Genomic DNA, 19,916 nt, shown 5'->3' with positions numbered 1-19,916 from the left:
TTCAGCCTGCAAAAGTACGACTTCAAAAAGCAAAACACAATGATAAGACACTTAAATTTATGTGAAAGTTAGTGCGTTTTTACCTAGGCAAATACCCTCCGTTAAGTTGTTTGATTTTTATTCTGAATCCTGCAAAAATAAGTGTGGTAAACGGACTTATCCAGTTAAAGAAGGCATAGCCGGCGTAGGACAAAGTATCTACTCCAAGCACGCCACTCTGATAGGCGCCACAGGTATTCCAAGGGACAAGTACTGAAGTTACAGTTCCCGAATCTTCCAAGGTCCGACTTAAATTTTCGGGAGCCAAATTTTTATCTTTAAATGCTTTGGCATACATCCTACCCGGAATGACGATTGCCAGGTATTGGTCTGAAGCTAATGCGTTCAGGCCTACACAGCTTATGACCGTACTTACAAACAAGCCAAAGATAGAATCGAATAGGTTCAATACGGCATTACTAATTTTTGAAAGCGCACCAATTGCGTCCATCACACCACCAAAAACCATGGCACAAACGATCAACCAAATAGTACCTAACATTCCGGCCATCCCTCCAGATGAGAACAGGTCGTTCAAGCTGGCATTGGATGTTTCAATAGCCGTATCTACTGTCATTGCATTCATCACCCCTTGGTATCCGCTTAAAAAAGTAAGCTTATCTGCACCTGCGATTGTTTTGACTATTTCCGGCTGAAAAATTAGCGCGAATATACCGCCCAATAGGGTTCCGGCTAGCAGTGCGACTAGCGGTGGTGTTTTCTTTACAATCAGGACGACCACCAAAACAGGTACAATAAACAGCCACGGACTAATAGTAAAAGATTCTTTTATAGATGCTAACATGGCCGATGTGTCTGTAGTACCCTGTACGTCTATGGACAAGCCAAGAATGATAAAGATTATTAATGTAAGTATAATCGTAGGCACCGTAGTATATGTCATATATTTAATATGCGAAAACAATTCGCCTCCGGCCATGGCGGGCGCTAGGTTGGTTGTGTCACTTAACGGTGACATCTTATCCCCAAAATAAGCCCCGGAAATAACCGCTCCGGCTGTCATCCCCGGATTAAACCCTAGGGCACTTCCAATGCCAACCAAGGCAATTCCTACCGTTGCTGAAGTCGTCCAAGAACTACCCGTTGCTACCGAAATAATAGCACAAATGATAACACAGGCAGGTAAAAATATTTCCGGACTCAATAGCTGAAGACCATAATAGATCATGGATGGAATAATACCGCTAATGAGCCATGTACCTGCTAATGAACCAACAAATAAAAGAATAAGCAAGGCGCCTGTTGTGGACTTTACATTTTCTGCTACTTCATCCAGCATTTGTTTATAAGAGACTTTGTTGAAGAATCCAACGATGGCTGCTACTGCCGCCCCAAGCAATAGAATAAACTGATTACTGCCGGATAGGGCATCATCTCCGAAGGCATATTTTACGTTAAAGAAGAGCATGAGAACCAATGCGATAACCGGTATAAGTGCTTCCCAAATATTGAGTTCTTTATTTTCTACAATGTGTTCGTCTTGCGGCTCTCTTGGTTTAATGTCTTGGCTTTGCATAGTTGGAATTTTTGGAAATGTAATGTTACGATTTTGTAGACTCGTATGCAAATAGCAGTATTTTTACCAAAAAATACAGGGATTTTCCCCTATTGTGTTTACTTTGAATATGTTATATTTGAATCCCGTCTTACTTTAACTTTCCCTACATTCTAAATTTTATAGACATGATAAGGATTGTTCTAGTATTAACTGCGCTTATTTCACTAATTACTTCTAATGCTCAAGTTGGAATTGGAACTGTGGTTCCGGATCCGTCCTCCGTAATGGATATTTCCGCGTCGAATAAGGGAATATTAATCCCTCAGGTTTCCTTGGGAGATGTTACCGATACCATGATCGATGGTGTTAACACGGCAGCCACAGGTTTACTGATATACAATACCAATGCCGGTACTACCGGCGGGAGTGGGGTAGGATACTATTATTTTAATGGTGCCACATGGGAACGATTAACCACTTCATTAACGGCTACTGAGGACATTGATTGGTACGAAGAGGGCACCACGGTCGCACCGAATGATATTACCGACGATATGTATACCATGGGAAATGTGGCCATTGGTAAGACTACAGCCGATTGGCCTTTAGAAGTGGAAGCACCCAATGGGGGTCGTGGTGTCTCCATACGTATGAATGGTTCTACAAATGTGCCCACCTACGGATTGCTTTCTGAAGTTACAAATTCGGCTGACGATACACATATTGGCCTGTATGGCAGGGTGGCCAATAATGGAACTGGGGATCATTATGGCGTATTTTCTCAATTATTAGGTACTGGTGATGGCATTCAATATGGAATAAGAAGTGACCTAGTCAACACAGGCTCTGGAGATCATTATGGAACTTATAGTCTGCTTTCCGGTACCGGTATTGGCACTCAAATTGGAAATAGGGTCATTATTGCTAATTCAGGAGATGGGCTGCACTCAGGGCAATATATAAATTTACAAGGAAATGGTTCTGGCGTACATAATGGGTCCGATATTCGACTAGCGGGCAGTGGAGATGGTATACAGCGCGGTACATATAATACCATTTCTAACTCTGGCAATGGATTGCATATAGGATCGTACAATGTTTTAAGCGGTTCAGGAACCAATACACATACTGGAAATTGGACCCGATTAACAGGAACTGGAACAGGTGTTCAATATGGTAATTATACTGATATTGATAACTCTGGAGATGACCGACATACAGGAGCATATTTTAGAATAGACGGAGGTGGTTCAGGCATTCATATAGGTACAGAAAACTATATATCTGGTGGTGGTACTGGCCCACAGATTGGGACATCTCAAATTATTAATAATTCCGGCGATCAAACACATACAGGAGTTAGCAATCATCTTTCGGGTAATGGTACGGGAATTCATTACGGCACGTACAATTCATTAGATGGATTGGGTACTGGTAATCATTATGGAACCTACTCGGAACTTTCGGGAAGTGGCAGTGGCACCCATTTTGGTAAGTATATTGAACTTGCTGGAACAGGGACTGGTCCGCAGATTGGAAGCCAAATAGATATAACTAATACCGGTAATAGTCTCAAAATAGGATCGCAAATTAATATTTCTGGAGGTGGTTCTTCAACAATGGCTGCTGCTCAAAATTCAATTATTGATGGATCTGGTCTACTATTGGGAACTGTAAATATTATATCGGGTTCAGGTAATGGTCCACATTATACAGTGAATAATAATTTAAATGGCACTGGAACAGGTGAACATATTGGAGTTAGAAATGTATTTAACGGAGCGGGTAATGGTATTCATCAAGGAGTCCTTAACAATTTGAGTAATTCTGGAAGTGGTACTCATATTGGAGTTACAAATACAATTGCCGGTTCTGGTTCCGGATTGCAATACGGGATAGAAAATTTAATAACAAATACGGGCAATGCTATTCATCGAGGTATATACAATAGACTTGAGGGCTCCGGTAGTGGGGATCATTTCGGGGTATATTCGTTTTTAACAGGTAGTGGAAATGGAGAGCAATATGGAATAAATAACAACATTGTTAATACAGGCTCTGGAGTTCATTACGGCACGTATAATAATTTAGGTGGAAGCGGTTCCGGTATTCAATACGGTAATTATACGCAGGTTGGAGTTGCCGCAAATAATACACATTATGGCTCGTATATTCTTTTAAATAGTACAGGCTCTGGAGATCATTATGGTATATATAATGACAACCCTAGTGCTGGGTCAGGGATACAATATGGGCTGTACAATTATATTAGAGGTACAGGAATTAATCCTCACTATGCTATTTATAATCGTTTAACCGGCACAAATACCGGAAATAAATATGGCTCCTATAGTATAATTGAAACTACAGCAGGAGGAACCCATTATGGGGTATATTCAGATGTTCAAAAGGCCGGTAGTTACGCTGGTTATTATTTAGGTAGGATGTACATAAGTAACTTTGCTGGTATTGGTACTGCAACTCCTGCTACTTCGTTACACGTTAATCATCCCACAGGCACAACAAACGGATTATCTATTTCAAATGCTACAGATGCAGATAGATGGCATTTTTATACCTATTCTACAAATGATCTATACATCTTATTTAACAATGCGGTTCGAGGCAGTTTTGATGATGTTTCAGGTAATTATACTGCTCTTTCGGATAGAAATTTGAAAACAAACATTTCTGAAGTTGATGAAGTCTTAGGAAAAGTTAAATTACTTAAAGTTGTGGATTACAATTTTAAAGATCAAACTAATTCAAAAAAATATTTAGGGTTCATTGCCCAAGATATAGAAAAAATATTTCCAGAACTAGTTAAAAAACCTTCTTATTCTAGTGACGAAGAATCCCCCTATATGCTAGATTATTCAGGTTTTGGAACTATTGCCATTAAAGCTATACAAGAGCAACAGATTATTATTGAAAATCAAAAAGTCGAAATTGAAGCACTTAAAGAGGATGTTGAAGCGATTAAAGCATATTTGAAAGTACAATAGCCTACAACACCCCAACTTCAACCATACACTGCCGCATCATTTTGTAGGTACGTGCTATATCGTTGTCCAAACCTATGGAAAAACGAATCAATCCATCAGTAAGCCCCATTTCTACTTGCTCTTCTTCTGGTATTTCTGAAGAAGTTGAGGTGCCCGGGGCACTAAACAGGGTTTTATAGAATCCTAAACTCACCGCCAAATAACCCAGATTTCGTTGCTGCATCAATTCCATCAACTCATTGGCCTTCTCCAAACTCCCTACATCCACAGTAAGCATACCTCCGAAGCCATATTCTTCATTCATCATGCTTTTGTACAATGTATGTCCGGGATGTGATTTCAAGCCGGGATAGACGGTTTTTAATCCGTCTGCCTCAAACTTTTCGGCTAAAAATAAAGCGTTATGACTATGCTGCTTCATACGAATATGCAGCGTACGCATATTTTTCAGAATAGAAGCCGCACGTAAACTATCCATGGATGCCCCTAACAACATACAAGCACCGTCGTTGACATTCCGAAGGGAATCAATTAACTCCTGACTCCCACATACAACGCCACCCATGGTATCACTACTTCCGTTGATGAATTTAGTCAAACTGTGCAGGACCACATCGGCACCTAATTTGGCAGGAGAAATCGTCAAGGGAGAAAATGTATTATCCACTAACAATTGCAAGCCGTGTTTTTTTGCGATTTTAGCCAGTGCGGCAATATCGGCTATTTCCAACAGCGGGTTACTCACGCACTCACAAAAGATAATTTTTGTCTTAGAGGTAATGGCGGCTTCTACTACGTCTAACTTGGTGATGTCGACAAATGAAGTATCAATCCCCATTCTAGGTGTAAAATTCTTTAAAAACGCATAGGTACCCCCGTAAATAGTCCGACTCGAAATAATATGATCGCCAGCTTGGCAAAACTGAAGAATAGTAGGAGTAATAGCCCCCATTCCACTTGCCGCGACATTGGCGGTTTCGGTACCTTCCATAGCTGCTAGTGCCTCTCCTAAATAAAGATTTGACGGGGTGGTATGGCGCGAGTACAGATAACAGCCTTCAGCATTTCCTTCAAAGGTGTCGAACATGGTCTTTGCCGAAAGAAAGGTGTAGGTAGAAGAATCGGAAATAGAAGGGTTTACACCTCCAAATTCGCCAAAATATTGTAAGTCTTGTATTTTATCTGCGGGTTTGAATTTCATCTCGTTTCAATTTAAAGTGCTAGGTAAATCTATTGGTAATTAGAATATTTGTCAATGATATGGGTCATATATAGAAAATAAAACTATAATTTGATAGATTTGTAGCTATTTATAAGAGAATTACAAGCCTTTTTGGTGGTTTTTAGAAAAATTTTCAGATATGGAATTGGACAAAATAGATAAATCGCTGTTGCATTATATACAACAGGACTGTAAACAGACCAATAAGGAACTTTCCAACAAATTGAATCTATCGGTCACAGCGGTCTATGAACGTATCAAAAAGTTAGAACGGAATGGTATCATCAAAAAATACGTCACCCTAGTCGACAAGGACAAGGTAAATCTAGGTTTTTCGGTCTTTTGTCAGATTAAACTGGAAAAACATTCAAAAGAATACCTTACCAAGTTTGAGGCAGAGGTAACGCAACTGGATGAGGTCTTAGAGTGTTTTCATGTAAGTGGAGAATATGATTATTTGCTGAAAGTATTGGTCACCGATATGAAACATTTCAGGTCCTTTATGGTAACCAAACTAACCACCTTACAGCACATTGGTAGTACACAAAGTTCGTTTACCATCAACGAAGTGAAGAATACCACCGCACTGGTTATAAATTAGCGTAAAATTAACAATCCTTTTTCACACAGTATTGGCAGTTGCTAAATAGTATTGTAACTTTGTGTTTCGAATTTAAAACACACTTTATGAGCACCTACGATGTTGCCATTATTGGTTCAGGCCCCGGGGGATATGTAGCCGCTATCCGCTGCGCCCAATTGGGGATGAAAACCGCCCTTATTGAAAAATATAGTGTCTTAGGAGGCACCTGTCTTAACGTTGGATGTATTCCAAGTAAGGCCTTGTTGGATTCTTCACATCATTATGAAGAGGCCATGAAACACTTTGCAGAGCACGGGATTGAAATTCCGGGAGAGGTGAAGATCAATTTCAAAAAAATGATCGAGCGGAAAGCATCGGTGGTTGAACAAACCACCAAGGGTATTGAATTTTTGATGAACAAGAATAAGGTGGATGTCTTTACCGGAATGGGTGCTTTTAAAGATGCCACGCATATTGAGATTACCGGTGATAAAAAACAGACGATCGAGGCTAAGAATATTATTATTGCCACCGGATCTAAGCCTGCAACATTACCTTTTATAAAAATTGATAAAGAACGTATTATTACTTCTACGGAAGCCCTGACTTTAACCGAAATTCCCAAACATCTAATTGTCATTGGTGGCGGAGTGATTGGTTTGGAACTTGGACAGGTATACCGACGTTTAGGAGCCGAAGTTTCTGTTGTGGAATATATGGACCGTATTATCCCAACCATGGATAGCGCTCAAAGTAGGGAACTAACCAAGGTGATGAAGAAGCAAGGTGTGAAGTTTTATCTGTCGCATAAGGTTTCCGCCGTTTCAAGAAAGAAAAACGAAATTACGGTTACCGCAACCGATAAAAAAGATGCGGAAGTGACACTTTCAGGAGACTATTGTCTGGTTTCTGTAGGGCGTCGTCCATACACAGACGGTTTGAAGGCTGAAAATGCCGGTGTAAAAATCACCGAACGAGGGATGATCGATGTAAACGAACACTTGCAGACCAATGTAAAGAATATCTATGCGATTGGGGATGTTATTCGTGGCGCCATGTTGGCACATAAGGCCGAAGAAGAAGGCGTATTTGTTGCTGAAACCCTTGCCGGACAGAAACCGCATATCGATTACAACCTAATACCGAGCGTTGTTTATACCTGGCCCGAAGTAGCCTCGGTTGGCAAGAACGAAGAACAATTACAGGAAGCTAATATTGTGTACAAAGTTGGACAATTTCCAATGCGGGCTTTGGGACGTTCACGTGCCAGTGGCGATATAGATGGATTTGTAAAGATCCTTGCCGATAAAACGACCGATGAGGTATTGGGCGTACACATGGTAGGAGCCCGTGTCGCCGATTTAATTGCTGAAGCGGTTACGGCTATGGAATTTAGAGCCAGCGCCGAAGATATCGCCCGTATGAGTCATGCGCACCCTACCTATGCAGAGGCCGTAAAAGAAGCTGCCCTAGCGGCTACAGCGGATAGAGCGCTGCATATCTAAAGACTTAAAAATCAATTTTTTAAAAGCCATTCGTCGAAAGCGAATGGTTTTTTTGTACCTTTAAGAGACAACTAAAAAAACTTTTTCTTATGAAAAACAAGTACCTAATGGCGATGGTGCTTTGTTTCTGCATGCTTGGAGCAAACGCACAATTTTATGATGATATGGAATGGCCGGCTGGAAATTGTCCGGCGCACTGGGGTGGTGGACCACCTTTTGGTTGCCCACCGATTGGAGTGGGAAATGCACATAGCGGAGTACAATACGGATATATACCGGATGATGGTACTACCGATGTAGTTTTAGATTTAGGCAGTAAGGTAGCCGGCGAATGGGGATTGAAATTCTGGATGTTTGTACCACTTGGTAAGGAGGCCTATTGGAATTTACAAGGAGAGTATCCGGTAGGTGCCGGACAATGGATTGTGGGAAACATCTATTTTAATCGTGATAATACTAGTCCGGGTGTAGGTGAAATTGATGACACGGCGCTAGGATCGGTTATGTTTGCGTTTCCGCATGACGAATGGTTCGAAATTATTATCAATGTCGATATCTCCAGCGGGATTAACGCATCCACCTGGCAGTTTTATGCCGATGGAGTCGAGGCAGTGCCGGCAGGAACACCCTTTACCAATGGAAGCGGTACCTATCCAACGAGTCTGGGCGGGGTAGACTTCTTCTCAATTAATTCCAATAATCAATTGTACATTGACACCTTCGATTATATCAATGGTTTTCACACCCCTTCTTTGGGGATTGATGATGTTTCTGCTGTTGTTTTTTCAGTAGTTCCCAATCCGGTAGCTAATTTCTTGCGAATTCATTCGCAAGAAGATATTATATCGCTCAAAGTTTACAACATCATAGGAAGACAAGTGATGGAAAGCAATAATTCGGATATTATGGATGTCTCCCTATTGGCAGATGGTATCTACGTGATCGAAGTGACAACGCCGAAGGGAATCGGACTTCAGAAATTTATAAAGAAATAACACCTTAAAACTAACTGGTATGAAAACGACAATTTATTTATTGGCGGCCACGCTTTTTTTAAGTTGGAATGCAACTGCTCAACTTGTAGGAGATTTTGAGGAATGTATGTTTGATGGACAAATTCTTGATGGTGGTATATGGACTTGGTGGGGTTGTGGAGGCGGAGCAGGATGTGGTATAGCATGTTCATCTGCTCAGGCTCATAGTGGCGAATGGTCCGGTTTAATACCGGGCGATGGCACTACAGATGCCGTATTAGACTTAGGCAATAAGATCTTTGGTGAATGGGGCTTGGAATTTTGGATGTACATTCCCAGTAATAAAGTGGGCTATTTTAACTTACAAGGAACGGTTCCCATTGGAGCAGGTGAGTGGATAGTAGGCAACTTTTATTTTAACCAAGACAACATCAACCCGGGTGTTGGACTTATCGATGATACTGCATTAGGGGAAGTATATTTCAATTTTCCTCACGATGAGTGGTTTAAAATAGTTATGAACGTTGACATTAGTACAGGCATTGGTACTGCGACCTGGCAACTATATGTAAAAGGGATTGAAGTGATTCCTGCCTGGACACCCTTTACGGATGGTAGCGGAACTTACCCCACGAGTTTGGGTGGCATGGATTTCTTTTCTATTTCTACTGATAATGAATACTACCTAGATGATTTTTATTATACGAACCAGTTTATCGATCCGCTGCCAATTCCGTTTGTAGATGATATGGAATACGAAGCAGGCGGACCCTTTGCTGAATGGTGGTACGATTGTCCGTCAAATTGCCCAATTATCACAACAGATCAGGCGTATAGTGGCACTAAATCGGCAATGCTGCCGGGTGACGGAACTTCAGAACTTATCTTGGACTTGAACAATCAAACGCAGGGAGCGTCCGGCATCAAATTTCAAATGTACGTGCCAAGCAATCACGAAGCTTCCTGGAACTTGCAAGGAGAACTTCCCATTGGTGTTGGCGAATTAATTGTTGGGAATTTCATTTTCAATGAAGACAATCAAAATCCCGGAGTGGGCCTTATCGACGATACCGCCCTGGGTGATGTAGCCTTTTCGTTTCCGCACGATCAATGGTTTGAGTTAATTGTCAATGTGGATATTATGGATGGAATAGGAACATCTACATGGCAGTTCGCAATAGATGGAGTGGAAGTAATTCCCGAAGGGACTCCATTTACCAATGAAGCAGGTACTTATCCCACAAGTTTGGGAGGGGTTCAGTTTCGATCGAGTTCGACAGATAATTTGTACTATTTGGACGATATTGATTATGTAGAAGCGTTTCATACGTCTGTTTTAGGAATAAGTGAATTTGAAGGTATTGCGTTTGTATTGTATCCCAATCCGGCAGGTGAAACACTTTTTATTCAGTCTTCGGAAGACATTTTGAATGTTAACATATACTCAATGCAGGGCAGGTTGGTGAAGGAATTAACGGCTACTACAACGATCGCTGTTTCCAATTTGGAAGCAGGTATGTATTTTGTTGAAGTGACAACTCCCAGGGGTATCGGACTTCAGAAATTTATAAAACAATAAAAAAACCATCCGCCAAGGGCGGATGGTTCTTAATTTTTCACCAATCAAGACAATCGGGGGGATTGGTGAATCTTCAAATGCTGTGTTACTTCATTATTTATAAACGGGTCCTTTAGGTATAATCATGGATCTTTGACTTCTGTTTAGTGATAAGATTAGCTCTCATCCCGTTAAACTTCTTTGACAATATTAAGGAAAATTCCTACACATAATCAAACTTATATGTCTGAAACACATAGTTATTCGTTAAAGTGTTTTAAATATTCGACAAACTTCAATTATTGCGTAAAAAAACGAATAATTTTAAGAGTTGCTTTTTGTAAGTATTGCCAATTTGTGCGTCTTAAATTAAATATCTTTGCCTCATGAAAAAAATATTGGCCTTCGCAGGAAGCAACAGTAGTACCTCTATCAATCATCAATTAGTTCAATATGCGGCATCTAAAATGGTAGGCCATCAAGTAAAAGTGGTCAGGCTGACCGATTTTCCATTACCTCTATTTAGCGAAGACCTGGAACGTGAAAAGGGATATCCCATTGAACTCAGCTTATTGAAAAATGAAATTGCAGCGGTAGACGCACTGCTTATTTCCGTAAACGAACATAACGGCACGGTTTCGGCCTTTTTTAAAAATACGATGGATTGGCTGTCCCGTTTGGAATATAAGTTCCTGATAGATAAGAAAGTGTTGCTCATGAGTACCTCCAACGGAAAACGAGGCGCCCTTTCGGCTTTAGAATATACAAAGGGTGTATTGCCGCGTTATGGCGGAACCGTTATTGAGAGTTTTGCTTTTCCTTCTTTTTCTGAAAACTTTTCAGTAGAAAAAAAGGAAATTACCAACGAAGTGCTTCAACTAGGATTTATTGATGTGCTGCAAAATTTTGCCCATGAAATAGACGTATAACGTTTAGTTATTCTTCATTATACTTTTTGAGCAATTGTCTTCCCTGAGCTTCCCAGTCCTCTACAAGTGTATCCCTGTCGAAATATCCGTAATTACGTTTAAAGTCGTGTAAAACCACCGGAATATCTTCAATTACCGCCACGTATCTCGCCGTATTATCCTCATCCTTAAAACCATAAGAAAACACAAAATAGTCCTTTTCATTTTCAGTAAAGATGCCCACCAAATCAATAAAATAGGGGTACCCTTCGTAATTACCAATACATTATAAATGCATAATCTAGCGAATTCCTGAGGCTCCAAATAGGCTTCAGGAACATTTTTTAAGTTGCCGCTATTTATTAGAGCTTCCATGATTTCAAAACGGGAATACAGTGTATCCAAAGCTTTCTTCAGCACGGCCTCTTTTACAGGAGCGCCAATATGTAAGGAAGTAATCAGCGCTTTTGACTGTAACCAGTTGTCCGATTCAAGTTGCGACATAAGCTTATCGAGACCCGTAGCGACATCGTCCGGATTTACTTCCAGGGTATTAATAACCTCCAAATAGTTATACATAAGTGAATAGTTACAGTATTCGTACTTTTCTCTGGAAATGCTGTCCATATAACGCGTGACGTCTATTTCGAAATGTGCCACGATATCCTTTATAAACTTTATAAAATCACTCACATCCAAGCTGTCGTACTGCGTTCGATCACTGACATAGGAAAGTAGTTTGTCTCGATATCGCTCTGTTTTAAGCAGTGGAATGATCCGATTGGCATTTTCTGCAAACACCACGGTGGTGTCATACAAGGGATCAAGAACGGGATAGGGAATATCTTTTATTCGATCAGGCGGATGATTCGCTAACAGATCGAAATAAGTAGTGATTGCATTTTTAGAAGGAACCTTCGGAATGGCACCTATCAGCGCCAGTTTTTGAATCGCGCTGGTCCTGCGATCCAGATACATTTTTTTAAATTCTGAAAGCGTCTTATCATTGCCCAACGGAGCCAGAGCTGCTATAATTTTATTCTTAGCCCCCTCAAGCAAGGTGTCGTCTTTAAACGAATGCGACATTTGTTTCGACAAGAGCGATACATCTTCTTTTTCAAATTCATAATAACTCAAAGCTCCGAACGCATTATTAAACCGAATTGAATCCTTCGATTTTAAATGTTTAAAAATTAGATATGCCTTCGATTGTATCCTGTCAAATCGTTGTTGGCCGTCACCTTTTTTGAAGCTCTCGAAAAAGGATTCGGAAAACTTCGCCTCGTGTTCTTCTTTCCCATAATACCCTTGGATTATAAAGAGGTTATCATCGTCCAGCAGGAATTGGATACGCTGTAAGACATTTGTACTTGGATTTGAATACAACACCTCTCTTCCTGGCAATCCGGCAATCTGGATATTGGTATTGCTTACGATGGAATCATTCCATTCCTTTAAGTTTTCGATGTATTCATCGTAAAATTCGGGCAGTGATAAAACCTTGGCATAGGCTTTAAGTTTGGTGTGCTCCACCAAATAAACACCGCCGGAAGCTGCTTGGCGACCATAATAGGTAGTGGTGGTATCGAAATATTCGTCAAAGGAATACTCCGCACTTATACGTGTCTTATAGTCCTTCGGAAAAGAAAATGAATAGCGCTCATCTATGGTGACAACAGTATCGAAAGCCACAGGTACATACTCTTTGAGCTTGAAGGAATTGAAAAACGGGTTGTCGCGATCTACCTTATCCTCGGTAATATATTTTTGGGCAAGAAGGAAATAGGTTCGATTCCCGCGAAAGAAGACTCGGCCAATAGTATGTAAGGAGTCACCAAACATAATTTCATACTCCCGGGTTTCGATTCCCTCAGTTTCCATAGACTTGACCTCTCCGATCACGGTTCCTTTCTCTTTGAAGTACTTCAGAAATTCTTCATACGAAGCTCCCTCATCATTGATATAGTAACCCGAGGGCTGATCGTTATATCGAAGTAAATAATTCACCTTTTCATCGGCATCGCTTCCCATAAAAATATTGAGCTTATAGGGTTCAATATCTTCCCCTAACGGATTTGCAACTTCCCTGGAGACATCGCGTACATTGCCTTTTGGCAGCTCCACCGAATACGAACCCGGTTGATCGTAATACTCCTTCCAGATGGTATTTATTTTTTTTGTAGGAAAGAGTTTGATCGAATTGAAGAAGGCATTTGAGTAGTCCGACCGTATTTCATCCCATTTCGCATCCATAAAAAATCCGTAAACTATATGGTTTGACATTCCTATTTGCATTCTTTGAAAATTTTTCTTCTTGCCTTTTAGAATGACTTCAGTAAAAGGAACCGAGTCAATGGTCACAATTCGCTTTTCGAGAATATTTGTCGAGTCACCTCCTGTTTGGTATTGAATGTAATTACCTATAATATCGTAGTTTTCTTTTAATTCTTTTCCTCGCATGTCGATCGCAAAATATGCATAGCTGGCCCCGGACAGCATATCGATGGATGTTTTTACATCAAATGTCGCTTCCATTTTAAAGTTTTCGGCCCTGGTAGGTGTAAGGACACTGTATCCAAGTTCAAGATCTTCTCCTTTATACCATCTCTTTAAATTTAGTACGGGTTTGAAGTCTTCCTGTTTATTATTGAAAGTTCCGACTACCTTAGTCACCTTATAGCCGTCCTTTTTCAATAATTCGATAATGCCATTTTCTCCCGGAAGATGCGCTGCGCCCACTGCGGCGAACAGCGTCTTGTGTTTTGTAATGGATTTAATACTATTCGCCATGGTTTTGTTTCTCTGTGTCATAATGGCGTCGTAAGCACCAAGCCCCATGGCGTATTCGTGGATGCGAGAAATATCTCCTTCGTAATAAATTTGGATCATCTCTTCGATCGTTCTCTCGTATTCCTCTTCGCTCGTATCAAGGATTTCTAAAATGCTGGTCCGCAATTCCGAATCGCTTAAATTTTCAGATAAGGGCAACTGATCTTCTACGCGTTCAAGTCCGTTAATTTCTTTATCATAAGCATCGGCAATACCGTACAAATACACATCGACAAAGGTGTTTTTATCGTCTTCTTTTACCGGCTCTTCGATGAGCATGGTTTCAATCATCATGGGATTGTTCATCGAAAAGCTATCTAACGATATTCCATTGATCCTTATAAACCGCTCGTCCAATCTACTGTATTCACTTGGTGTTAAGATCCTTTTGTAGATGTTTTCCTTTTTTACGGTAAACATCTCATCGGCCATGGCGGCATAAATAGAATCCGGGTGAATTTCCAGCGCAAAACTCTCCGAATTCTTAATAGCTGGCAGTACGGCATCACTAAATTCGAACAACCGTTTGTCTTGTAAATGCATGGTTCCAAAAAGGTATGAAACCTTTGCGCCGTCCTTGTGTTCAATTTTCCACAACAGATTGTAGTTATCCCTGTTTTGCGAAAAGGAAATAGTACCGGTAAAAGTGAAGAGAAGTAGTATGGCGATACTTCCCGCTTTATAAAAGTACAGGCTGAATGGATGGGACATTAAATTATATATTTAGATTCGTAATCTATATCTTTCAATAATAGTAATTTTATAGCTTTTAAATCTCAATTTTTTGCGTTTCTCTAAAAAAATATCAGGCATCTCAACCCAAGTAATTAAAAAGCAGGCACTTCATTGGGCACAGCAGTTTGATGAAGTTATTTGGTTGGATTCTAATAATTACGATCAAGACCACAGTTCGTATCAGGCTATTTTAGCAGTGGACGCATTTACCGCTATTAAGACCGACTTCCAAGATGCATTCACCAAACTTGAGGAGTATCAAACCAAAACCGAAGATTGGCTTTTTGGGTATCTCACTTACGATCTTAAGAACGATACCGAACAAATGGCTTCCAACAATTTTGATGGCCTACAGTTTCCCGATCTCTATTTCTTTCAGCCCAAGAAGGTATTTCTTTTTTCTGAAAATGAAGTGGAAATACAATATTTGAATTGTGTGGATGATGAATTGGATTCAGATTGGCGTGCAATTTTAAATACCAAAACTTCCGAAGCATCCTTCTTGGTAGAACACGAACAGCCTGTAAAAATTAGCCTGCGTACTTCCAAGGATGCCTATTTCGAAAAAGTGAATCGATTGTTGGCACATATCCATCGCGGCGATCTCTATGAGGCAAATTTTTGTCAGGAATTTTATTCAGAAAACACCAAGATCGATCCGTTTAAAAGTTATCACCATCTCAACGAAATTTCCAAACCGCCTTTTGCTACCTATCTGAAACTACAAGACCTGTACTTACTCTCAGCATCCCCCGAACGATACCTTAAAAAAACAGGAGATACAGTTGTTTCTCAACCCATAAAAGGCACCGCAAAGCGACTTGACGACCCCATAGAGGATCAAAAAATGACCGACTTGCTTCGCAACGACCCCAAAGAGCGCAGTGAAAATATAATGATTACCGATCTGGTTCGCAACGATCTGTCCCGAATCGCAGAGAAGGGGAGCGTTAGGGTAGAAGAGCTTTGCAAGGTGTATACATTTAAACAGGTACATCAATTAATCTCTACAATTTCGTGCCAGGTCGCCAAGGGTGTTTCTAATGTGGCCATACTAAAAAACACCTTTCCTATGGGGAGTATGACCGGGGCACCAAAAGTTTCGGCCATGCAGATCATAGAAAAGTTGGAAGACGCCAAACGTGGGTTATACAGTGGAACGGTGGGCTATTTTGCTCCCAATGGCGATTTCGATTTTAATGTGATCATTCGAAGTATTCTCTACAATGCCGAGGCGAAGTATGTTAGTTTTTCGGTAGGTGGTGCCATTACCGCCAAATCCATTCCCGAAAACGAATATGAAGAGTGCCTGCTTAAAGCCAAGGCGATGCGGGAAGTTTTGGAAAATTAGATTTTTTATAACAGTATGCCCTAGTTGAGGTTGTGTCTTGATTGCTTAACTTTGCGTTTCATTTTTAGGAAACATTCACTTGCTTCAAAAATTAGAAAACCATATCGATCAAAATCTTCACTTTCTTATCGGAAAGAAATTACTCATTGCCTGTAGTGGAGGGTTGGATAGTGTGGCACTTACGCATTTGTTGAAAAAATTGGCCTACGATATTGCCCTGGCTCATTGTAATTTTTCGCTGCGCGGAAAGGAAAGTGACGAAGATGAAAATTTTGTGGTTCATCTGGCGGACAAGTTATCCATTGCCGTATTTACCGAAACTTTCGACACCAAGAAATATGCTACGGAACACAAGCTGTCTACACAAATGGCGGCTCGTGAGTTGCGCTACCGTTGGTTTGAAGAAATAAGAAGTGATTTTAAATACGATTATGTGTTAACGGCACACCATGCCGATGACAAACTTGAAACCTTCCTTATTAATGTATCGCGAGGAACCGGTTTGAGAGGTCTTACCGGAATTCCTGAAAAAAACGAAACCATTGTCAGACCCTTATTGCCGTTTTCGCGAAAGGAGCTCCTTCAGTACGCAAAGCAGAACAACCTGCATTGGCGGGAAGATAGTAGTAATGCGAGCACGGATTATCTGCGGAATCAATTGCGTCTAGAGGTAATTCCGAAGTATAAAAAGGCTAATGAAGGCTTGCTTCAAAGCTTTCAGAAAACACAGCGTCATTTGCAATCGAGCGCAGCGCTTATCGATGACTATATGGCTCTGGTGTTTCAATTGGTTGTTCGGGAAGCACTGGAAGGCTATCGGATCGATATTCTCAAATTGCAGGAATTGCCAAATTCGGATACGCTTTTGTATGAGTTGTTGCACTCCTTTGGATTTACTGCTTGGGAGGATATTTCGACTTTGATGACAGCTCAAAGTGGAAAGCAGGTTTTTTCGAGTACGCATAGGCTTCTGAAGGATCGAAATGCCCTTTTATTGACAGAAATTCCTTCAGAAACAAATAAAAATGAATTTTTTATTTCAGAAAATGAAAAAGAAATTACCCATCCCATTCATTTAAAATTTAATTCTACCAAAAAGATGGGAAATATTATGGCTAGTGAGGTCTACGTCGATAGCGATAAAATCACCTACCCACTGCTGCTTCGGAAATGGCGCGAAGGTGATGTTTTTCAGCCCTTCGGAATGAAAGGAAAAAAGAAATTGAGCAAGTTTTTTAAAGATGAAAAGTTATCTTTGGTCGCGAAAGAAAATACCTGGGTATTGTGTAGTGATGCCAAAATTGTTTGGATTGTTGGTATGCGTTTAGACGACCGATTTAAAATAAGCCCGGAAACAAAAGAAATTTTAAAAATTAGCAGAATACCCTAAATTGATTATGAAGAAACTAACAGTACTTTTCGTTTTATTGAGTTGGTTTTGTACCTCTGTGTCGGCTCAAGAGTTTTTAGATCCTGTAGCTTGGGATGTCAAGGTAGAACAAGAAAGTGATGACTTGTACAATATCTTAATCACTGCAAAAATCGATACCGGGTGGCATTTATACAGTCAGGAAGAAGCCGATGTTGAACTGGGACCTATTCCTACTGAATTTGCTTATAATAATAGCCCCGAAACTTTCGAATTGGTTGGAAAGACACAAGAGCCGGAGGTTGATCCTTTTTGGGATCCTGTTTTCGAAGCCGATATTGTCTTTTTTGAAAAGAAAGCGGTCTTTATTCAGAAAATTAAAGTGATCAACCCTGAAAATCTAAAAATCAGTGTTGAAGTATATTATTCGGTTTGCGATGATGAAAAATGTCTTCCTCCCGACACGAAAACATTTGAAGTGGGTCTTTCGGGCGGGAGTGCCACCGCTACCACCGAAGAGCTTACCGAAGCTGACCTTGAAAAAACGGCGGCACTTACTATTGACATCAAGGGAAAAGAACAATTAGAGGCTCAGCACCAAGATTCGGAAAAAGGATATTTGACCATTTTCTTTTTAGGGTTCATTGGGGGATTGATAGCGCTGTTAACGCCCTGTGTTTTTCCTATGATACCCTTGACGGTTTCCTTCTTTACCAAAAGTGCTAAAAACCGTCAAAAGGGACTAGCGAATGCAGTTTTGTATGGCTTGTTTATCTTTTTGATCTATGTATTGCTAAGTGTTCCTTTCCATTTGTTGGATTCGGTAGATCCGGAGATTCTCAATAATATTTCAACCAATGTAACACTGAATGTGATCTTCTTTGTCATTTTTATTGTTTTCGCCTTTTCGTTCTTTGGTTATTATGAAATTACCTTACCGAGTTCATGGAGTTCAAAAATGGATGATAAAGCATCCAGTATAGGAGGCTTCATCGGTATCTTTTTTATGGCGCTTACCTTGGCAATCGTTTCCTTCTCCTGTACAGGACCCATCTTGGGATCCTTGTTAGGAGGATCACTTTCCAGTGATGGGGGAGCGATGCAGCTTACCATGGGTATGGGCGGATTTGGATTGGCCTTGGCCTTGCCGTTTGCCTTGTTTGCCATGTTCCCCAATTGGTTAAACAACCTTCCAAAAAGTGGGGGTTGGTTGAATACTGTAAAAGTGGTTTTAGGTTTTATTGAATTGGGTCTGGCGTTCAAATTCCTTTCGAATGCAGACCTGGTAGAACACTGGGGCTTATTAAAACGCGAGATCTTTATTGGGATTTGGATTCTTTGTGCTTTGGGGATGGCCTTGTATTTATTCGGATTTATACGTTTCCCGCACGATGGTCCTAAAAAGAAACGACCTCCCATGGGGAATTTAGTTGTAGGTATAGCCAGTTTCGCCTTTGTATTGTATTTAATTCCAGGTTTAACCAATACGAGCTATGCCAATTTAAAAATGCTAAGTGGTTTCCCGCCACCCTTGTTCTATAGTTTGTACGACAAGGATACGGAAGCACCCCTAGGGTTGAATGCCTATAAAGATTTTGACAAAGGAGTGGCCGCTGCAAAAGCTTCGGGTAAACCTATTATGATCGATTTTACCGGCTGGGCATGTGTAAATTGTAGAAAAATGGAGGAGCAGGTTTGGAGTGAAGAAGAGATCTTTAAGATCATAAACGAAGAGTATGTCCTCATTTCGCTATATGTCGACGATCGAAAGGAGCTTAGCGATGAAGACAAATTTAGTTTTTTAAAGCCAACCGGCGGGGTCAAGAAAATTAAGACGATTGGCGATAAGTGGGCGACCTTCCAAACAGTAAACTTCCAGAATAACTCACAGCCCTATTATGTGTTGCTGGATCTGGATTTCAATTTACTGAATGCGCCTACTGCGTATACGCCCAACTCAGACGAATATTTGGCATGGTTACAAGAAGGTTTGAAAAACTTTTCAGAAGGAAAGAAATAGCATTGGACAAGTCACAAAAAAAGCGTCCGAGTGAAAACCCGGACGCTATAACAAACCTAACTTAGTAAATTTTAAAAAGTAATTTTATATAACCTCTTAAACGGTGTATCAAAATGATTTTCTATCCCCACAAAAAATGTTTCGATACATATTCACTAATTCATTCTCAAAGATAATTTCCAAGAGCACATAAATCCATACGTACAAACACGTATTTTATCTTTAATTTTAATGCATCTTTTCCTTTATAAATAAGTTTTTAAATAGAATAAATGACGCTTGTCATTGCCCGATTTATA

13 protein-coding genes are annotated in these 19,916 nt (G+C 40.4%); 9 read left to right on the top strand and 4 right to left on the bottom strand.

Annotation, left to right across the window (positions count from 1 at the left end):
* Nucleotides 1-79 precede the first annotated feature (79 nt).
* The gene (gene nhaC / locus K8F54_RS11575) at nucleotides 80-1,576 is read right to left on the bottom strand and encodes a Na+/H+ antiporter NhaC (protein ID WP_290791080.1); all 1,497 of its coding nucleotides are present in this window, start codon (nucleotides 1,574-1,576) and stop codon (nucleotides 80-82) included.
* A 167-nt stretch (nucleotides 1,577-1,743) separates the two neighbouring features.
* Between nhaC and K8F54_RS11570 the strand changes: the two genes are divergently transcribed.
* On the top strand, nucleotides 1,744-4,563 hold the full coding sequence (locus K8F54_RS11570; protein WP_290791078.1) for a tail fiber domain-containing protein: 2,820 nt from the start codon (nucleotides 1,744-1,746) through the stop codon (nucleotides 4,561-4,563).
* Between the two features lies 1 nt (nucleotide 4,564).
* Here the strand turns inward: K8F54_RS11570 and K8F54_RS11565 are convergent, their stop codons facing one another.
* Nucleotides 4,565-5,764: an aminotransferase class I/II-fold pyridoxal phosphate-dependent enzyme gene (locus tag K8F54_RS11565; protein WP_290791075.1), complete on the bottom strand. Its 1,200-nt coding sequence runs from the start codon at nucleotides 5,762-5,764 to the stop codon at nucleotides 4,565-4,567.
* 160 nt (nucleotides 5,765-5,924) lie between these two features.
* Here K8F54_RS11565 and K8F54_RS11560 point away from each other — a divergent pair, with 160 nt between their 5' ends.
* The 5 genes from K8F54_RS11560 to K8F54_RS11540 all read left to right on the top strand — a co-directional run bounded on the left by K8F54_RS11560 (nucleotide 5,925) and on the right by K8F54_RS11540 (nucleotide 11,334).
* Entirely contained in the window at nucleotides 5,925-6,386 is a 462-nt protein-coding gene (locus tag K8F54_RS11560; RefSeq protein ID WP_290791073.1) for an Lrp/AsnC family transcriptional regulator, read from the top strand.
* 86 nt (nucleotides 6,387-6,472) lie between these two features.
* The gene (gene lpdA / locus K8F54_RS11555) at nucleotides 6,473-7,873 is read left to right on the top strand and encodes a dihydrolipoyl dehydrogenase (protein WP_290791071.1); all 1,401 of its coding nucleotides are present in this window, start codon (nucleotides 6,473-6,475) and stop codon (nucleotides 7,871-7,873) included.
* An 89-nt stretch (nucleotides 7,874-7,962) separates the two neighbouring features.
* The gene (locus K8F54_RS11550) at nucleotides 7,963-8,868 is read left to right on the top strand and encodes a T9SS type A sorting domain-containing protein (protein WP_290791069.1); all 906 of its coding nucleotides are present in this window, start codon (nucleotides 7,963-7,965) and stop codon (nucleotides 8,866-8,868) included.
* Nucleotides 8,869-8,887: 19 nt separating this feature from the next.
* Nucleotides 8,888-10,426 (top strand): T9SS type A sorting domain-containing protein, encoded by a 1,539-nt coding sequence (locus tag K8F54_RS11545; RefSeq protein WP_290791067.1) that lies wholly within the window; start codon nucleotides 8,888-8,890, stop codon nucleotides 10,424-10,426.
* A 365-nt stretch (nucleotides 10,427-10,791) separates the two neighbouring features.
* Nucleotides 10,792-11,334 (top strand): NAD(P)H-dependent oxidoreductase, encoded by a 543-nt coding sequence (locus tag K8F54_RS11540; protein WP_290791064.1) that lies wholly within the window; start codon nucleotides 10,792-10,794, stop codon nucleotides 11,332-11,334.
* Between the two features lie 7 nt (nucleotides 11,335-11,341).
* Here the strand turns inward: K8F54_RS11540 and K8F54_RS11535 are convergent, their stop codons facing one another.
* Together K8F54_RS11535 and K8F54_RS11530 are read right to left on the bottom strand one after the other, a co-directional pair.
* Nucleotides 11,342-11,476: a hypothetical protein gene (locus tag K8F54_RS11535; protein ID WP_290791061.1), complete on the bottom strand. Its 135-nt coding sequence runs from the start codon at nucleotides 11,474-11,476 to the stop codon at nucleotides 11,342-11,344.
* The gene (locus K8F54_RS11530) at nucleotides 11,467-14,853 is read right to left on the bottom strand and encodes a TraB/GumN family protein (protein ID WP_290791055.1); all 3,387 of its coding nucleotides are present in this window, start codon (nucleotides 14,851-14,853) and stop codon (nucleotides 11,467-11,469) included. Before K8F54_RS11530 ends, K8F54_RS11535 begins: the two co-directional genes overlap by 10 nt.
* Before the next feature lie 73 nt (nucleotides 14,854-14,926).
* Here K8F54_RS11530 and K8F54_RS11525 point away from each other — a divergent pair, with 73 nt between their 5' ends.
* From K8F54_RS11525 to K8F54_RS11515, 3 genes are all read left to right on the top strand, one after another.
* On the top strand, nucleotides 14,927-16,228 hold the full coding sequence (locus tag K8F54_RS11525) for an anthranilate synthase component I family protein (protein WP_290791054.1): 1,302 nt from the start codon (nucleotides 14,927-14,929) through the stop codon (nucleotides 16,226-16,228).
* Nucleotides 16,229-16,307: 79 nt separating this feature from the next.
* A complete protein-coding gene (gene tilS / locus K8F54_RS11520; RefSeq protein ID WP_290791049.1) occupies nucleotides 16,308-17,618 on the top strand; it encodes a tRNA lysidine(34) synthetase TilS in 1,311 nt (436 codons plus the stop codon).
* A gap of 7 nt (nucleotides 17,619-17,625) precedes the next feature.
* Nucleotides 17,626-19,617, top strand: coding sequence for a cytochrome c biogenesis protein CcdA (locus tag K8F54_RS11515; protein WP_290791048.1), 1,992 nt, complete (start codon nucleotides 17,626-17,628; stop codon nucleotides 19,615-19,617).
* Nucleotides 19,618-19,916: the final 299 nt, after the last annotated feature.

It is taken from the genome of Altibacter sp., assembly GCF_019913785.1.
Taxonomy (GTDB): Bacteria; Bacteroidota; Bacteroidia; order Flavobacteriales; family Flavobacteriaceae; genus Altibacter.
The sequence above is the reverse complement of the archived record's forward strand: the minus strand, read 5'-3'. Positions and strand labels throughout refer to the sequence as shown.